Source organism: Thalassococcus sp. BH17M4-6, from assembly GCF_049323015.1.
Lineage (GTDB): Bacteria > Pseudomonadota > Alphaproteobacteria > Rhodobacterales > Rhodobacteraceae > Puniceibacterium.
Genome location: NZ_JBMPGU010000002.1, coordinates 447962 through 463056 on the forward strand (window position 1 = coordinate 447962; position 15095 = coordinate 463056).

Annotated in this window: 10 protein-coding genes; 6 read left to right on the forward strand and 4 right to left on the reverse strand. The window is 64.6% G+C overall.

All coding sequences use genetic code 11. The features are described 5' to 3' along the window. Positions 1 to 100: 100 nt before the first annotated feature. Positions 101 to 1678, reverse strand: coding sequence for a 2-isopropylmalate synthase (locus ACOXXX_RS04625; RefSeq protein ID WP_422825381.1), 1578 nt, complete (start codon positions 1676 to 1678; stop codon positions 101 to 103). 335 nt (positions 1679 to 2013) lie between these two features. On the opposite strand from ACOXXX_RS04625, the gene ACOXXX_RS04630 reads away from it, so the two are divergent. Next, entirely contained in the window at positions 2014 to 2679 is a 666-nt protein-coding gene (locus ACOXXX_RS04630) for an SDR family NAD(P)-dependent oxidoreductase (protein ID WP_422825382.1), read from the forward strand. Continuing rightward, a complete protein-coding gene (locus ACOXXX_RS04635) occupies positions 2676 to 4202 on the forward strand; it encodes a cryptochrome/photolyase family protein (protein ID WP_422825383.1) in 1527 nt (508 codons plus the stop codon). The genes ACOXXX_RS04630 and ACOXXX_RS04635 overlap by 4 nt, the downstream gene beginning before the upstream one ends. A gap of 28 nt (positions 4203 to 4230) precedes the next feature. Here the strand turns inward: ACOXXX_RS04635 and ACOXXX_RS04640 are convergent, their stop codons facing one another. Continuing rightward, positions 4231 to 6744, reverse strand: a complete 2514-nt coding sequence (locus ACOXXX_RS04640) for a M10 family metallopeptidase C-terminal domain-containing protein (RefSeq protein ID WP_422825384.1) — start codon at positions 6742 to 6744, stop codon at positions 4231 to 4233. Between the two features lie 85 nt (positions 6745 to 6829). Further along, positions 6830 to 7795: a LysR substrate-binding domain-containing protein gene (locus ACOXXX_RS04645; RefSeq protein WP_422825385.1), complete on the reverse strand. Its 966-nt coding sequence runs from the start codon at positions 7793 to 7795 to the stop codon at positions 6830 to 6832. Between the two features lie 282 nt (positions 7796 to 8077). Between ACOXXX_RS04645 and katG the strand changes: the two genes are divergently transcribed. From katG to ACOXXX_RS04665, 4 genes are all read left to right on the forward strand, one after another. Next, a complete protein-coding gene (katG, locus tag ACOXXX_RS04650) occupies positions 8078 to 10291 on the forward strand; it encodes a catalase/peroxidase HPI (RefSeq protein WP_422825386.1) in 2214 nt (737 codons plus the stop codon). A 180-nt stretch (positions 10292 to 10471) separates the two neighbouring features. After that, positions 10472 to 10867, forward strand: a complete 396-nt coding sequence (locus ACOXXX_RS04655) for a RidA family protein (RefSeq protein ID WP_422825387.1) — start codon at positions 10472 to 10474, stop codon at positions 10865 to 10867. 159 nt (positions 10868 to 11026) lie between these two features. After that, positions 11027 to 11713 (forward strand): helix-turn-helix transcriptional regulator, encoded by a 687-nt coding sequence (locus ACOXXX_RS04660; protein ID WP_422825388.1) that lies wholly within the window; start codon positions 11027 to 11029, stop codon positions 11711 to 11713. 155 nt (positions 11714 to 11868) lie between these two features. Next, positions 11869 to 13152 carry an MFS transporter gene (locus ACOXXX_RS04665; RefSeq protein WP_422825389.1) on the forward strand — a complete coding sequence of 428 codons (1284 nt, stop codon included), beginning with the start codon at positions 11869 to 11871 and terminating at the stop codon, positions 13150 to 13152. Positions 13153 to 13473: 321 nt separating this feature from the next. On the opposite strand, the gene ACOXXX_RS04670 is transcribed toward ACOXXX_RS04665, so the two are convergent. Continuing rightward, a complete protein-coding gene (locus tag ACOXXX_RS04670; RefSeq protein WP_422825390.1) occupies positions 13474 to 15075 on the reverse strand; it encodes an FMN-binding glutamate synthase family protein in 1602 nt (533 codons plus the stop codon). Positions 15076 to 15095 lie beyond the last annotated feature (20 nt).

Here is a 15095-nt window from a genome sequence, read left to right on the forward strand (position 1 = left end):
ATCAGCTTCGGTCCTAAGACCGCTCCACCGCACATGCGGTGGAGATCCCGCAGGGGTGGGGTAAGGCGTAGGGTGGGTTTGCAACCCACCCAGGCAGCGGTCAGCTCACATCCTTGTAGCTGATTTCCTTGACGTCCTTGCCGACCTTGTCGCGCCGCACCAGCAGGCGGTTGAGGGCGTTCACATAGGCCTTGGCCGACGCCACGACCGTGTCGGTATCGGCCGACTGGCCGGTGGCGATCATGCCGTCCTCTTCGAGCCGGACGGACACGGTGGCCTGGGCGTCCGTGCCCTCGGTCACCGCGTTGACCTGGTAGAGTTGCAGGCGCGCGGCGTTGGGATGAAGCTCGCGCACCGCCTTGAAGCTGGCGTCCACCGGCCCGTCGCCCTGCGCCGTGGCGCTGACCTCCTTGCCGTCGATCTCCATCTCGAGCTGCGCCTCGGCCGGGCCGCCGGTGCCGCAGACGACGCGCAGGTTGACGATCTGAAGCCGGTCGGCGGCGCCTTCGGTCGTTGCCGTCACAAGCGCCAGGATGTCGTCGTCATAGACCTCCTTCTTGCGATCGGCCAATTCCTTGAACCGCACGAAGATATCCTTGAGTTGGTTGTCCCCGACCTCGACCCCCATCTGGCGCAGCTTGTCGCGCAGGGCGGCGCGGCCCGAATGCTTGCCCATGACGAGGTTGGTGGCCGACAGGCCCACATCCTCTGGGCGCATGATCTCGAACGTCTCGGCGTTCTTGAGCATGCCGTCCTGGTGGATGCCGCTTTCATGCGCAAAGGCGTTCTTGCCGACGATGGCCTTGTTGAACTGCACTGCGAACCCGCTGACGGTCGCGACACGGCGCGAGATGTGCATGATCTTCTTGGTATCCACCCGCGTGTGCCAGGGCATGATGTCCGACCGGACCTTGAGCGCCATCACCACCTCTTCGAGCGCGGTGTTGCCCGCGCGTTCGCCAAGCCCGTTGATCGTGCATTCGATCTGCCGCGCGCCGCCTTCAACGGCGGCGAGGCTGTTGGCGGTCGCCATGCCCAGATCGTTGTGGCAATGGGTGGCGAAAACCACCTCGTCCGCGCCGGGCACCTCTGCGATAAGCCGCCGGATCAGGTCTGCCGACTCCACCGGCGCGGTGTAGCCCACGGTGTCGGGGATGTTGATCGTGGTGGCCCCGGCCTTGATCGCGATTTCCACGACGCGGGCCAGGTAATCCCATTCGGTCCGGGTGGCATCCATCGGCGACCACTGCACGTTGTCGCAAAGGTTGCGGGCATGGCTGACCGTGTCGTGAATGCGCTCGGCCATTTCGTCCTGGGTGAGGTTCGGGATGGCGCGATGCAGGGGTGAGGTGCCGATGAACGTGTGGATGCGGGGTTGGGCGGCGTGTTTCACAGCCTCCCAGCAACGGTCGATATCGCCGAATTGCGCCCGGGCCAGACCACAGATCACCGCGTCCTTGGACCGCTGGGCGATCTCGCTCACGGCACGGAAATCGCCTTCGGAGGCGATGGGAAACCCGGCTTCGATGATGTCGACGCCCATGTCATCCAGCAACTCGGCAATCTCGAGCTTTTCGGCATGGGTCATGGTGGCGCCTGGGGATTGTTCGCCGTCGCGCAGGGTGGTGTCGAAAATCACCACGCGGTCGTTCGCGGGGGATGTGTCGGTATCGGTCATGTCTGAATTCTCTCTCGATCTTCTCCTGGTGGTCCGGCGCGGACAAAGCCTCCTCTGAGCGGTCGCGCCGAGACGGCACGCTCAGAGGCGGATTAGGAGAAGCAGGCCACGCAGCAGCGCCGCGCGGGAGGCGCGGTCGGTCTGAGCGATATGGGCCGGTGTCATCATGCGGCGCAGTCTAGGAGCGTGTGTCGGAAATGAAAAGCCTGAATCTTGGAACGCGCGTGCCGCGCGTGTGGGGGCGCTGCCCCCAAAAAAACCCGAGGTATTTGTAAACCGAAGAAGGAGGGTGGTTGCGAGCTTGATCCGGCGCCTGGCGCGGCTAGGTCCGGGGCATGGACAAGGCATTGATCATTGGCAGCAGCGGCGGCATCGGGTCTGCGGTCGCAGAGGCGCTGGAGGCGCGCGGCGTTGAGGTCACGGGGCTGTCGCGTTCGGGCGACGGGTTGGACGTGACGGACGAGGCGTCGGTCCAGAAACATCTGGGCGCGCTGGAGGGGCCGTTCGACCTAATATTCGTGGCCACAGGTGCGTTGGTCATCGACGGGGCACAGCCGGAAAAGGCGCTCAAGGCGCTGACGGCCAAGGCGATGGTGGATCAGTTCACGCTCAACACCGTGGGGCCGGCGCTGGTGCTGAAACACAGCGTCCGGCTTTTGCCGCGCCGCGCGCCGGCGGTCTTTGCGGCGCTGTCGGCACGGGTGGGCAGCATCGGCGACAACCGGCTGGGCGGATGGTATTCCTACCGCAGCGCAAAGGCGGCGGTGAATCAGGTGCTGCATGGCGCCTCGGTCGAGCTGGGGCGCACCCATAAGCAGCTTTGCGTCGCGGCCCTGCATCCCGGCACGGTCGAGACACGGTTCACCGAAGGCTATCAGGATCACAACCCGACCGTGACGGCGGCAGAGGCGGCGCAGAACCTGCTGGCGGTGATCGACGGGCTGGGGACGGAAGACACCGGCAGGTTCTTTGACTGGCAAGGCGCAGAGGTGCCGTGGTGACCCGGCTGGTTCTGGTGCTGGGCGACCAGCTGAGCGACACGTTGTCGGCGCTGCGAAAGGCGGACAAGGCCAATGACGTCGTGGTCATGGCCGAAGTCATGGCCGAGGCCGAATATGTCGAACATCACCCCAAGAAGATCGCGCTGATCTTTGCCGCGATGCGCAAGTTCGCCGCGCGGTTGCGTGACGATGGCTGGCATGTGCGGTATTCGGAACTGGACGATACGGACAACGCCGGCTCCATCCCCGGAGAGCTGCTGCGGCGGGCCGAGGAGACCGGTGCCGAGGAAGTGCTGGCGACCCGGCCCGGCGAATGGCGGCTGATCGAGGCGCTGGAGGACATGCCGCTCAAGCTTCGGATGCTGGGCGACGACCGGTTCGTCGCCTCGCTCGAGGAATTCGAGGACTGGGCCAAGGGGCGCAAGGCGCTGCGGATGGAGTATTTCTACCGCGAGATGCGGCGCAAGACCGGGTTCCTGATGGACGGCGACGACCCGGCAGGCGGGCAGTGGAACTTCGACCACGACAACCGCAAGCCCGCGCCGGACGAGGTCGATTTTGGCGGGCCGATGCAGTTCACGCCCGACGACACGGTCGAGGCGGTACTGGACCTGGTCGAGGCACGGTTTGGCGACAGTTTCGGCACCCTGCGCCCCTTTCATTTCGCCACCGATCAGGGCCAGGCGCGGCGGGCGCTGGCACATTTCATCAAGCACGCCCTGCCCAGGTTCGGGGATTTTCAGGATGCGATGCTGCGCGACAACAGGTTTCTGTATCACGCGCTGATTTCGCCCTACCTCAACATCGGGTTGCTTTCGCCGATGGAGGTTTGCGAGGCGGCGGAGGCGGCCTATCGCGATGGCCACGCGCCGATCAACGCGGTCGAGGGGTTCATCCGCCAGATCATCGGCTGGCGCGAATATGTGCGCGGCATCTATTTCCACGAAGGCCCGGACTATCCGCGCCGCAACGCGCTCAACCACCAGCGCAAGCTGCCGTGGCTCTATTGGGGCGGCGAGACCAGGATGCTGTGTCTGTCGAAGGCGGTCGAGCAGACGCGGGAGGAAGGCTATGCCCACCACATCCAGCGGCTGATGGTGACGGGCAATTTCGCGCTACTGGCCGGGGTGAATCCGACGGAGGTGCACGACTGGTACCTGCGGGTCTATGTCGATGCCTTTGAATGGGTCGAGGCGCCGAACACCGTGGGGATGAGCCAGTTCGCCGACGGCGGGGTGATCGCATCAAAACCCTATGTATCGTCAGGGGCCTATATCAACCGCATGTCGGATTACTGCAAGGGCTGCCACTATTCGGTGAGCAAGAAGACGGGCGACGGCGCGTGCCCCTTCAACCTGCTGTACTGGCATTTCCTCGACCGGCACCGCGACCGGTTCGAAGGCAACCCCCGGATGGGCAACATGTACCGCACCTGGGACCGGATGGATGCCGAAAAACGCGGGACGGTGCTGGCCGAGGCGGAGACTTTTCTGGATCGGCTGAGCGCGGGCGAAACGGTCTGACGCCCGCGCGGGTCTGTCCCTCGCGGGATCAGACGCTGGCGTAATGCGCCTCGATCTCGGCCACGGTCACATCCTCAAGAATGAGGCTGTCGCCGGTGGACAGGGTGATCGTCGTATCCGGCCCGCCGCCATCGGTCATCGAAACGAAGGTCGAAGAGGCATAGAACGCATCCTCGCTTTGGCCGTTGACGGTCAGCACATCGGTGCCCAGGTCGAAATCGGTGATCGTGGCGGTCTGCGCCGTGCCGCCGCTGGCAAAGTCGAAGATGAACTCGTCGACACCGCCCCGTCCGGTGAGCACGTCGCTTCCGTCACCGCCGCGCAGCACGTTGTTGCCGTCGTCGCCGGCCAGCCAGTCGTCGAAGTCGGTGCCGGTGACGTTCTCGATATCCTCCAGATCGGCGATTTCGCGCCAGGGGCCGACGCCAGGCAGGGCGCTGCCGGTGTCGCGGGTCCACGCCTCGAGCCCTGCGGTATAGGCAAGATCGACCCAGACCGCGGCGTTGAAATCCGAGAAATCGGCGGTGTCAGTATCCGCGCCGCCATCCAGCGTGTCGATTGCGCCGACATTGGCCTCGGCAAGCGCCAGCACATCGTCGCCTGCCAGACCCCGGATCACGTTGGAGCCGCCATTGCCGATCAGCCAGTCGTTATAGGCGGTGCCGGTGAGGTTCTCGATATTCTTCAGATCCGCGATCACCCGCCAGGGACCGATGCCCGGAGCCGCGTCGGCGGTGTCGCGAGTCCAGACCTCGGGCGAGGTGCCATAATCGAGGTCTATCCAGACGGCGGAGCCGAAGCCGGAGAAATCCGCCGTGTCGGTATCGGCGCCGCCGTCCAAAATATCGACGGGAGAGAAATCCGCATCGGTTGGAGCCTCGGAAAGCGCCAGCACGTCGTCGCCGGCCAGGCCCCGGATCAAGTTGGACTCGCCGTCGCCTTTCAGCCAGTCGTCAAAGGCGGAGCCGGTGACGTTCTCGATGCTTTCCAGAGCGGCGATCTCGCGCCAGGGGCCGACGCCGGGCAGGGCGCTGGTGGTGTCACGGGTCCAGGCCTCCAACCCAGCGGTATAGGCGAGATCGACCCAGACTGCCGCGCCGAACCGGGAAAAGTCGACGGTGTCGGTGTCCTCGCCGCCGTCCAGCGTGTCGACCGCACCGGCATCCGCCTCGGTCAGCAGGATCAGGTCGTTGCCGCCCAGACCACGCAGTACGTTGGATCCACCGTCACCGATCAGCATGTCATCGAAACCGGTGGCGGTGACATTCTCGATATTCGCAAGATCCGCGATCTCGCGCCAGGTGCCGGGCTGGCCGGGCCGGGCGCTGCCGGTGTCGCGGGTCCAGGCCTCTAACCCAACGGTATAGGCGAGATCGACCCAGACCGCCGAATTGAAGCCGGAAAAATCGGCCGTGTCGGTGTCGCCTTCACCGTCCAGAAAATCGATGTCGCCTGCGACCGACATCGAAAGCCGCAAGGTATCGTCATTCGCGCCGCCCATCAGCGTGTCGTCGCCTGCGCGGCCGTCCAGCACATTGGCCGCGTCGTTGCCGGTGATGGTGTCGTCGCCCAGACCGCCGGTGGCGTTCTCGATCACCACGCCGTTGGCGATGGTAAAGCCGCCGTAGATGCCCGGCACGCGGCTGAGCATGCCGCCCGCCAGCATCCCGTCTGCCAGATCCAGCGTCGCGGCGCGCAGGTCGATGATCGCGCCCGCCGTGCCGTCATGGCGAATCTCGTCTATGCCGCCCGCATCCCAGAGCGCCTGAAAGAACGTTCCGGTGGTGTTGACCGTAGGCAGGACATAGACGTCATCGCCGGTCGCGGTCGACATGTTCGCGCCGTACAGTGTCTGCAGCATCGCGATGTCGAAGGCCCCCATCGTGGTAAAGCCGTGATCGCGCGTCGCGTCGGTCAGATTGTTGCTGGTGGTCGGCACGCCGTTGGCATCGACCTGGTTGATGTCGCTGTAGCTCATCACCGTGTAGACGTTCTGGTTCAGCGCGAAATCGCCGGTATCTGCAGAATTGTCCACGCCGGGAAAGCTGGCATAGCGGTCGAATGGGTGGGAAAGACCCATGTTGTGCAGCAACTCGTGAATCACGGTGATGTAGTCATAGCCGCCGGGCTCAAGCCCGTTTGACGAGCCGGGGCCGTCGACGCGGACGAAGCGTTCGTTGATGTAGACGCCGCTGCCGCCGACACCGTAGGAATAGCCCAGGTAGGACGATGAATTGTAATACCAGTAATCGATATCGGCCCCGTCGGTGCCGTTCACGGCATCCGGCACTTCGGTGAAGGTGACGTTCGAGACCGCCTCGATATGCGCATGGGCATAGTTGATCGCGTCGGTCAGTGCCGTTGTCCAGGTCCCCACGGGGTTGCCGTTGGGATCATTGTCGCCCACATTCATCGTGAACGTCAGGCTGGTGCTGTTCCAGGTTTCGAAACCGCTTCCGTACAGAAAGGCCAGTCCCGACAGGAACGGATTGTTCTGAATTTCGGTAGTGGTGGCTGTGTCGGTGGCGCCAATCCCGGCCATGAGTGCTCCGATCTAGAAATTATGCCTCTGCGAATGGCGAAACGTTAACGCAGGCGATTCTCGAAAGCGAGCCCTTAGTGGCCTGTCACGGCATCAAAGGTGAGCGGTTAGCGCGTTGCCCGGATGGCAGGCCCCGAGCCTCTGCCGCGTGCCGGTCCTGCATGGCTGTGGCGGCGCGGCGCACGATGTCCGCGATATGGGTCAGTTGGCCGGTCAGAGGGCTGGACCGGCGCCAGATCATGCCGATGGTGCGCTGCGGTTGGGGCGCCCCGAAATGCGCCACGCAGACCGGTGCCGATCCGGTTTCCACCGGCACCGCCATTTCCGGGATCAGCGTGACGCCGATGCCCGCACCTACCATCTGCACCAGCGTCGACAGCGAACTGCCGTCCAGCCCGTCGCGGGGCAGGGTGCTGGGGGTGTGGCAGAAGGCCAGCGCCTGATCGCGAAAGCAATGCCCCTCTTCCAGCAGCAGCAGGCGCATGCGGCGCAGCGCCTCGCCACTGGGAACAGGGTCGCCCGCCTCGGCCACCGGGCGGACCAGAACGAAGGCTTCGTCGAAAAGCGGCGTTTCGACGAAGGCGGGTTCCGACACGGGCAGGGCGACGATGGCGGTGTCGATGCGCCCGTCGCCCAACTCTTCGATCAGGCGCGGCGTCAGGGTTTCGCGAACCTGAAGGTCAAGCCGGGGGTTGTCGTCGGTCAGATGGCCGATCAGGCTGGGCAGCAGGTAGGGGGCGATGGTCGGAATCACCCCGATCCGCAGCCGCCCGACAAGCCGGTCGTTCGCGGCACGGGCCAGGTCATCAAGCTCGTCCACGCTGCGCAGGATGTCGCGCACCCGCAGCGCGAATTCGGTGCCGAACCCGGTCAGCCGCACCTGCCGGGCGCCGCGCTCGAACAGCGTGACGCCAAGCCCGGCCTCAAGCTCCTTGATCTGCACCGACAGGGCGGGTTGCGAAATCGCGCAATCCGCCGCCGCGCGGCCGAAATGACCGTGCCGGGCCAGCGCCTCGAAATACCGCAGCTGCTTGAGGGTAAGATTGCTCATAACTTCACGTTATGAAAGTGATTGGAAAATGCAACTTAAACCAATCGCCGGGATTTGCTAAGGATTGGCGCATCGACAATGGGGGGAGTCGCCGACGCAGTCTTTCACGCCAGTCTGACCCGCAGCATGGGGCGTTCCTTGGATCACTTCAAGGGGTGGACCGTGATCCGGCAATGACTAGATTGCAATGCAAGGCGTGACGGGACATCCCCAAGCCATTTTCCGGCTCCGGCAGCGCGTCCGGACCGGCCCGTAAGACACTCACTTGAACTGGAGACGATCATGGACGGAAACGATATCGCCAACACCGGAAAATGCCCTGTCATGCATGGCGCGGTCACGGTGGGTGCACGCTCCAACAGCGACTGGTGGCCCAACCAGCTCAACATCAAGATGCTGCACCAGAATACCCCGGAATCGAGCCCCATGGTCCCCGGCTTCGATTACGCCAAGGCGTTCAAGACGCTTGACCTAAAGGCGCTGAAGGCCGATCTCGCGGCGCTGATGACCGACAGCCAGGACTGGTGGCCCGCCGATTACGGACATTATGGCCCGTTCTTCATCCGCATGGCGTGGCACTCGGCCGGTACCTACCGCACCGCTGATGGCCGCGGCGGCTCGTCCTCGGGCACGCAGCGGTTCGCGCCGCTCAACTCATGGCCCGACAACGGCAACCTCGACAAGGCACGCCGCCTGCTGTGGCCGGTCAAGCAGAAGTACGGCAACAAGATTTCCTGGGCCGACCTGATGATCCTCGCGGGTAACGTCGCGCTGGAAACCATGGGCTTCAAGACCTTCGGCTTTGGCGGCGGTCGCGAAGATCAGTACGAGCCCGAGATGGACATCTACTGGGGCCGCGAAGACGAATGGCTGGCCACCAGCGACAAGCCCAACAGCCGCTATTCCGGCGACCGGGCGTTGGAAAACCCGCTGGCCGCGGTGCAGATGGGCCTGATCTACGTCAATCCCGAAGGCCCCGACGGCAACCCCGATCCTGCCGCGTCGGCATTCGACATCCGCGACACCTTTGCGCGCATGGCGATGAATGACGAGGAAACCGTGGCGCTGGTCGCGGGCGGGCACACCTTCGGCAAGGCGCATGGCGCGGGCGATGCGGCCCTTGTCGGCCCCGAACCCGAAGCCGCCCCGATGGAGGCGCTGGGCTTTGGCTGGACCAGCACTCACAAGTCGGGCAAGGGCGTGGACGCGATCACCAGCGGCATCGAAGGCCCTTGGACCCCCACGCCGACAAGCTGGGACATGAGCTATTTCGACGTGCTTTTCGGCTATGACTGGGAACTGACCAAAAGCCCTGCGGGCGCTAACCAGTGGCAGCCCAAGGGTCTCAAGGACAGCGACAAGGCCCCGCAGGTCGATGGCAACGGCACCGTGCCGATCATGATGACCACCGCCGATATGGCGCTGCGCACCGACCCCGAATACATCAAGATTTCCAAGCGCTTCCATGCCAATCCTGATGAATTCGCCGATGCGTTCGCGCGTGCCTGGTACAAGCTGACGCACCGCGACATGGGACCGGTCAGCCGCTACCTGGGCGACGAGGTGCCGCAAGAGGAACTGCTGTGGCAGGATCCCGTCCCGGCAGTCGATCACCCGCTGATCGACGCGCAGGACATCCAGGCTCTCAAGGACAAGGTGCTGGCCTCGGACCTGAGCATCGCCGAACTGGTGACAACCGCCTGGGCCTCGGCCTCGACCTTCCGCGGATCGGACAAGCGCGGCGGCGCCAACGGCGCGCGCATCCGCCTGGCCCCGCAGAAGGATTGGGAGGTCAACGAGCCGCAGAAGCTGTCGGCGGTTCTGGGCGTGCTCGAAGGCATCCAGGCCGATTTCAACGGCGCTGCCTCGGGTGGCAAGAAGGTGTCACTGGCGGACCTGATCGTGCTGGCGGGCTGCGCGGCGGTGGAGAAGGCCGCCAAGCAGGGCGGTTATGACGTCGAGGTGCCGTTCACCCCGGGCCGCACCGATGCCACGCAGGAACAGACCGATGTCGAAAGCTTCGAAGTGCTGGAACCGGTGGCCGACGGCTTCCGCAACTACCTCAAGGAGCCGCTCAAGGTCTCGACCGAGGAACTGCTGGTTGACAAGGCGCAGCTGCTGACCCTGACCGCGCCGGAAATGGCCGTTCTGGTCGGTGGTCTGCGGGTACTGGGCGCCAATCACGGCGGCACGGCGCACGGCGTCTTTACCGACCGTCCGGGCGTGCTGACCAACGATTTCTTCAGCAACCTCATGGACATGGGCGTTGTCTGGTCGGCGACCGACGACAGCGAGCTCGAGTTCGAAGGCAAGGACCGCAAGACCGGCGAGGTCAAGTGGACGGCGACCCGCGCCGACCTGGTCTTTGGCTCAAACTCGCAGCTGCGCGCCCTGTCCGAGGTCTATGCCAGCGACGATTCCTCGGAAACCTTCGTGCAGAGCTTCGTCGCCGCCTGGACCAAGGTGATGGAACTGGACCGTTTCGACATCGCCTGAGGGTGCGAGAGACTGAACCGAGAAGGGGCGTCCCGCAGCGGGGCGCCCTTTTTCGTCTGTGCCCGACCCGAAATGGGAGCGAAAGTTTTTTGCAGGTCTCCTATCACTCCTCTCACCACGGTGAGAGGAGGGGGGTGCTTAAAGGGGTGTATCGAACACCCCAGACAGAAAGCCCCTCTCATGAACAGAACTGCCGTCAATCCCTGGTCCTGGTCGCTGCCGCTTGGCTACAATCAGGCGGAAATCCACACCGGTGCCAGCCGCCAGGTCGTCGTCGCGGGCCAGACCGCCGTTGATGCCGATGGCGCGCCACAGCACCCCGGCGACATGCGTGCGCAGATGACCCTTGCGCTCGATAACCTCGAGGCGGTGCTGAGTGCGGCGGACATGGACCTGTCGAAGATCACCCGGCTGGGCATCTACGCCACCGACGTGGACGAGGCGCTCAGGAATTTCGATCTGCTGGGCATGCGCTTCGGGCCCCTGGGCGCGCGGCCGCCGATGACCCTGCTGGGCGTCACGCGGCTTGCGATCGCGCCTCTGATGTTCGAGATTGAGGCCACGGCAGCCGATTAAAGCGTTTCGCGATTAAATTGAAACATCAGGCATCGCCTGATGCGTTGAAATCGAAGATTTCAGGCAGCGTCAGGCGATTCATGTTTATCGCGAAATGCTCTAGGCTTCAGGTCAAGCGCCGTGTGGGCGGATCGGACCCCGGGAAAAAGGACCGCAACGATGCGACGCGCCGAAAGACTGTTTCGCATCGTCAACGAGATGCGCACCCGCGACGTGATCCGCGCCAGCGAATTGGCCAGCCGGTTCGAGATCAGCATCAGCACGGTCTACCGCGACATCGCGCATCTGCAGGCCTCGGGCCTGCCCATCGAAGGGGAGGCCGGGGTGGGCTATTTGCTGCGCCCCGGTTTCGACCTGCCCAACGTCGCCTTCACCCACGACCAGATCGACGCGCTGGCGGTGGGGCTGTCCTTCGTGGAACGCGCAGGCGATCCGGCCCTGGCCCAGGCCGCCCGCGAGGCGCGCGCCAAGATCCAGGCCGGCATGCCCGACCCGCAGGACCGCAAGTTGGCCGATGCGCCCTATTTCAGCCTGCAAGGCCGCAACAGCGCCCCGCCCACAGTCGGTCTGGTGCGCGAAGCGATTCGCCAAAGGCTGGTGACCGACATCGACTATGCCGACGGCGCGGGGCAGGCCACGACCCGGCGGGTGCATCCGCTGGTGATCTGGAACATGACCGACGGCTGGATGTTCTCGGCCTGGTGCCGACTGCGCCAGGGCTTCCGCACCTTCCGGTTCGACCGGATCGCCACGCTCAGCGTGACCAACGAGGTGTTCGAGGAGGACGAGACCACCGGCCTGCGCGCCTTCATGGCGCTGGAAAGCTGCGACGGGCACGATGCCTAGCGGGCAGGGACCTGCGCCCGCACTTGCGCGCAGAAAAACGGCGTTATGCCCGAAATTCCGGTATCCGGTGCGGTTTTGGCCGTCACAAGGTCGCGCCCGGGCCTTGGCCCGTGCTAGCCGTGCGTTAGGCACACAGCCAAAGGTCAGGAGCGCCAATGATTTCCGTGCTGACAAGCGTCTGGGCCCTACTTCTGGGGATCGTGCTGATCATGCTGGGCAACGGCATGCACTTTACCCTGATCGGCCTGCGCGGCGGGATCGAAGGCTTTACCTCGGCAGAACTGGCCGTCGTCACCTCGGGCTATTTCCTGGGCTTTCTGTCCGGCGCGCGGCTGACACCGCTGATGATCCAGCGGGTCGGGCACGTCAGGGTCTTTGCGGCGCTTGGCAGCTTCATGTCCGCGGGGCTGATCGCGCTGCCGCTTCTGACCGAACCCTGGGCCTGGACCGTGCTGCGGATCATTGTCGGTTTCTGCATGTCGGGTATCTACGTGGCCGCCGAAAGCTGGCTCAACGCCGCGGCCACGAACGAGACCCGCGGCAAGGTGCTGTCGGCCTACATGATCGCGCAGACGCTGGGCATCATCGGCGCGCAGGCGCTGCTGACGCTCGGGGATGCGGCAACCTCGGCGCTGTTCATCGGCGCGTCGATCCTGGTGTCGATCTCCTTCGCGCCGATTCTGCTGTCCGCCGCACAGGTGCCGGTGGTGCAGGTGGCCAGGCCGATGTCGCTGCGTGCGCTCTTCAAAGGCTCGCCACTGGGCACCGTAGGCATCTTTCTGCTTGGCAGCGTTTATGCCACGCAATCGGGCATGGGCGCTGTCTATGGCACGCAGATCGGTCTGAGTGCGGCGCAGATCTCGCTTTTCGTGGCGATGCTGTTCGCGGGCGCGCTGGCGCTGCAATATCCCATCGGCTGGCTGTCCGACCGGATCGACCGGCGCGGGCTGATCTTCGGCTCGGCCGTGGTGGGGGCGGTGGCCTGCGCGGTGGGCTGGCTGCTGGGCGGGCTTTGGCCGCTGATGGCGGCAGCCTTTGTGGCGGGCGGAGTGACAACGCCGCTTTACGCGCTGTTTCTGGCCTATACCAACGACATGCTGTCGTCGGACGACATGCCCGCGGCGTCTGGCGGGCTGGTCTTTACCTTCGGTCTTGGCGCGATCATCGGCCCGCTGGTCACTGGCTGGGCGATGAAGGCGCTGCAGCCGGGTGCCTTCTGGCTGGTGCTGGGCGTCACCTTTGCCGCCATTGCGCTTTATGCGCTGTACCGCATGACCCAGCGCGCGACGTTGCCCGCGGACGAGACCGACAGCTACCTCGCGGTTCTTCCCACCACCTCTGCCGTCGCGGTCGAGGCGGCGGCGGAATGGGCCGCCGACAATGCCGAGGCTCAGGCAGAGGCCGAGGCGGAGGCGCAGAAACAGGACAACGCCGGTTAGGGCTGGACGAGATTGGCTTGAAACGGCCTTGAGCGGACGGACGAGCCAAACACCCGGCGCGGAATCAAGGCCGCAGGCCGCCGCGCCATCCGCTGCCCGGCAGGCGACTTGGCTTTGCCAAGTCTGCCGAGAGGGGCAGTCGCGCCACCACGCGGCTGCGATTTGGCTGAGCTTGGTGCATCGCGGGGGTGGCGTGCGCATTTGGCTGGCATAAAGCGCGCAGCGGAAAGACTTGACCGCATCCGCGCGCGACTGCAATGACGCGGCTCCTTTGCCCGTTTCAGGCTGCTCGCGCGCGTCTCAAACTTTCTGCATCACGCTCTACGGGCCGACGTCAAAGGGGTCGAAGTCATTCGCCCGGGCGCGGTTCCAGCGATTGAGATAGCCGAACCGGTCCTGTTCGTCGCGCAAGAGGAATCCGTTCGGCAGGTAGGGATAGATCTCTTCCCCGGTGACCATGTCGCGGTCGCCCTCGCGCATCAGCAGGTGATGCGGCAGGAATTCACCGGGATGTGACAACCCGGCGGCCCCGGTCATTTCTGCCAGCGCCTTGAGCGTGTTGCGGTGAAAGCGGTAGACCCGTTCGGCCTTGTCCACGACATTCAGCGCGCGCTGGCGCAACGGGTCCTGTGTGGCCACGCCCACCGGGCAGTGATTGGTGTGGCAGGCCTGCGCCTGGATGCAGCCCACGGCAAACATGAAGCCACGCGCCGAATTGGCCCAGTCCGCCCCCAGCGCTAGCGCCTTGGCGATGTCGAAGGAGGTGACCAGCTTGCCGGATGCGCCGATCCTGATCCGGTCGCGCAGGCCCGCGCCGCGCAGGGTGTTGTGGGCAAAGGTCAGCCCCTCGACCAGCGGCATGCCGATATGATTGGCAAACTCCAGCGGTGCCGCCCCGGTGCCGCCTTCCTTGCCATCGATGACGATGAAATCGGGCACGATGCCCGTCTCCAGCATCGCCTTCACGATGCACATGAATTCCCGCCTGTGGCCGATGCACAGCTTGAACCCGATGGGCTTGCCGCCCGCGCATTCGCGCATCCGGCCCAGAAAGCGGACCAGCTCCAGCGGGGTGGAAAACTCGGGGTTGGCGGCGGGCGACACGCAATCCTGTCCCATCGGGATGCCGCGCGCCTCAGCGATCTCGGGCGAGATTTTGGAGGCGGGCAGCATGCCGCCGTGGCCGGGTTTGGCCCCCTGGCTCAGCTTCAGCTCGATCAGCTTGACCTGATCGTCGGCGGCCAGTGCGGCGAACTTGTCGTCGTCAAACCGTCCGTCATTGGTGCGGCAGCCGAAAAAGCCCGATCCGATCTCGTAGATCAGGTCGCCGCCGCCCTCGCGGTGATAGCGGCTGATCCCGCCTTCGCCGGTGTCATGGGCGAAATTGCCCTTCCTGGCACCCTTGTTCAGGGCCGAGATGGCGTTGGCCGACAGCGCGCCAAAGCTCATGGCCGAGATATTGTAGATCGACGCGTCGTAAGGCTTTGCGCAGTCCGGACCGCCGATGCAAACGCGGAAATCGTGGTCTGCGATATGCTTGGGCACCACCGAATGGGTGATCCACTGATAGCCCGCGTCATAGACCCGCTGGCGGGTGCCGAAGGGCCGCTTGTCCTCGACGCCCTTGGCCCGCTGATAGATGATCGACCGCTTGTCGCGGGAAAACGGCTCTTCGTCCTGGTCCGATTCAATCAGGTACTGGCGGATTTCCGGCCGGATGCCTTCGAACAGGAACCGCATGTGGCCGATCACCGGATAGTTGCGCAGGATCGCGTGCCGGTTCTGCGTGACATCGTAAATCCCAAGCGCAGTCAGAAAGCCAAAGACCGCCAGCGGAATCAGGAACCACACGCTCCAGATCAGGCCCATAAGCGACACGGCGGCAAGAACGGCCGAGGCCGCGAAGATGGCAAATCTGGCCATGGATCAGGGTCCCTCTGGTG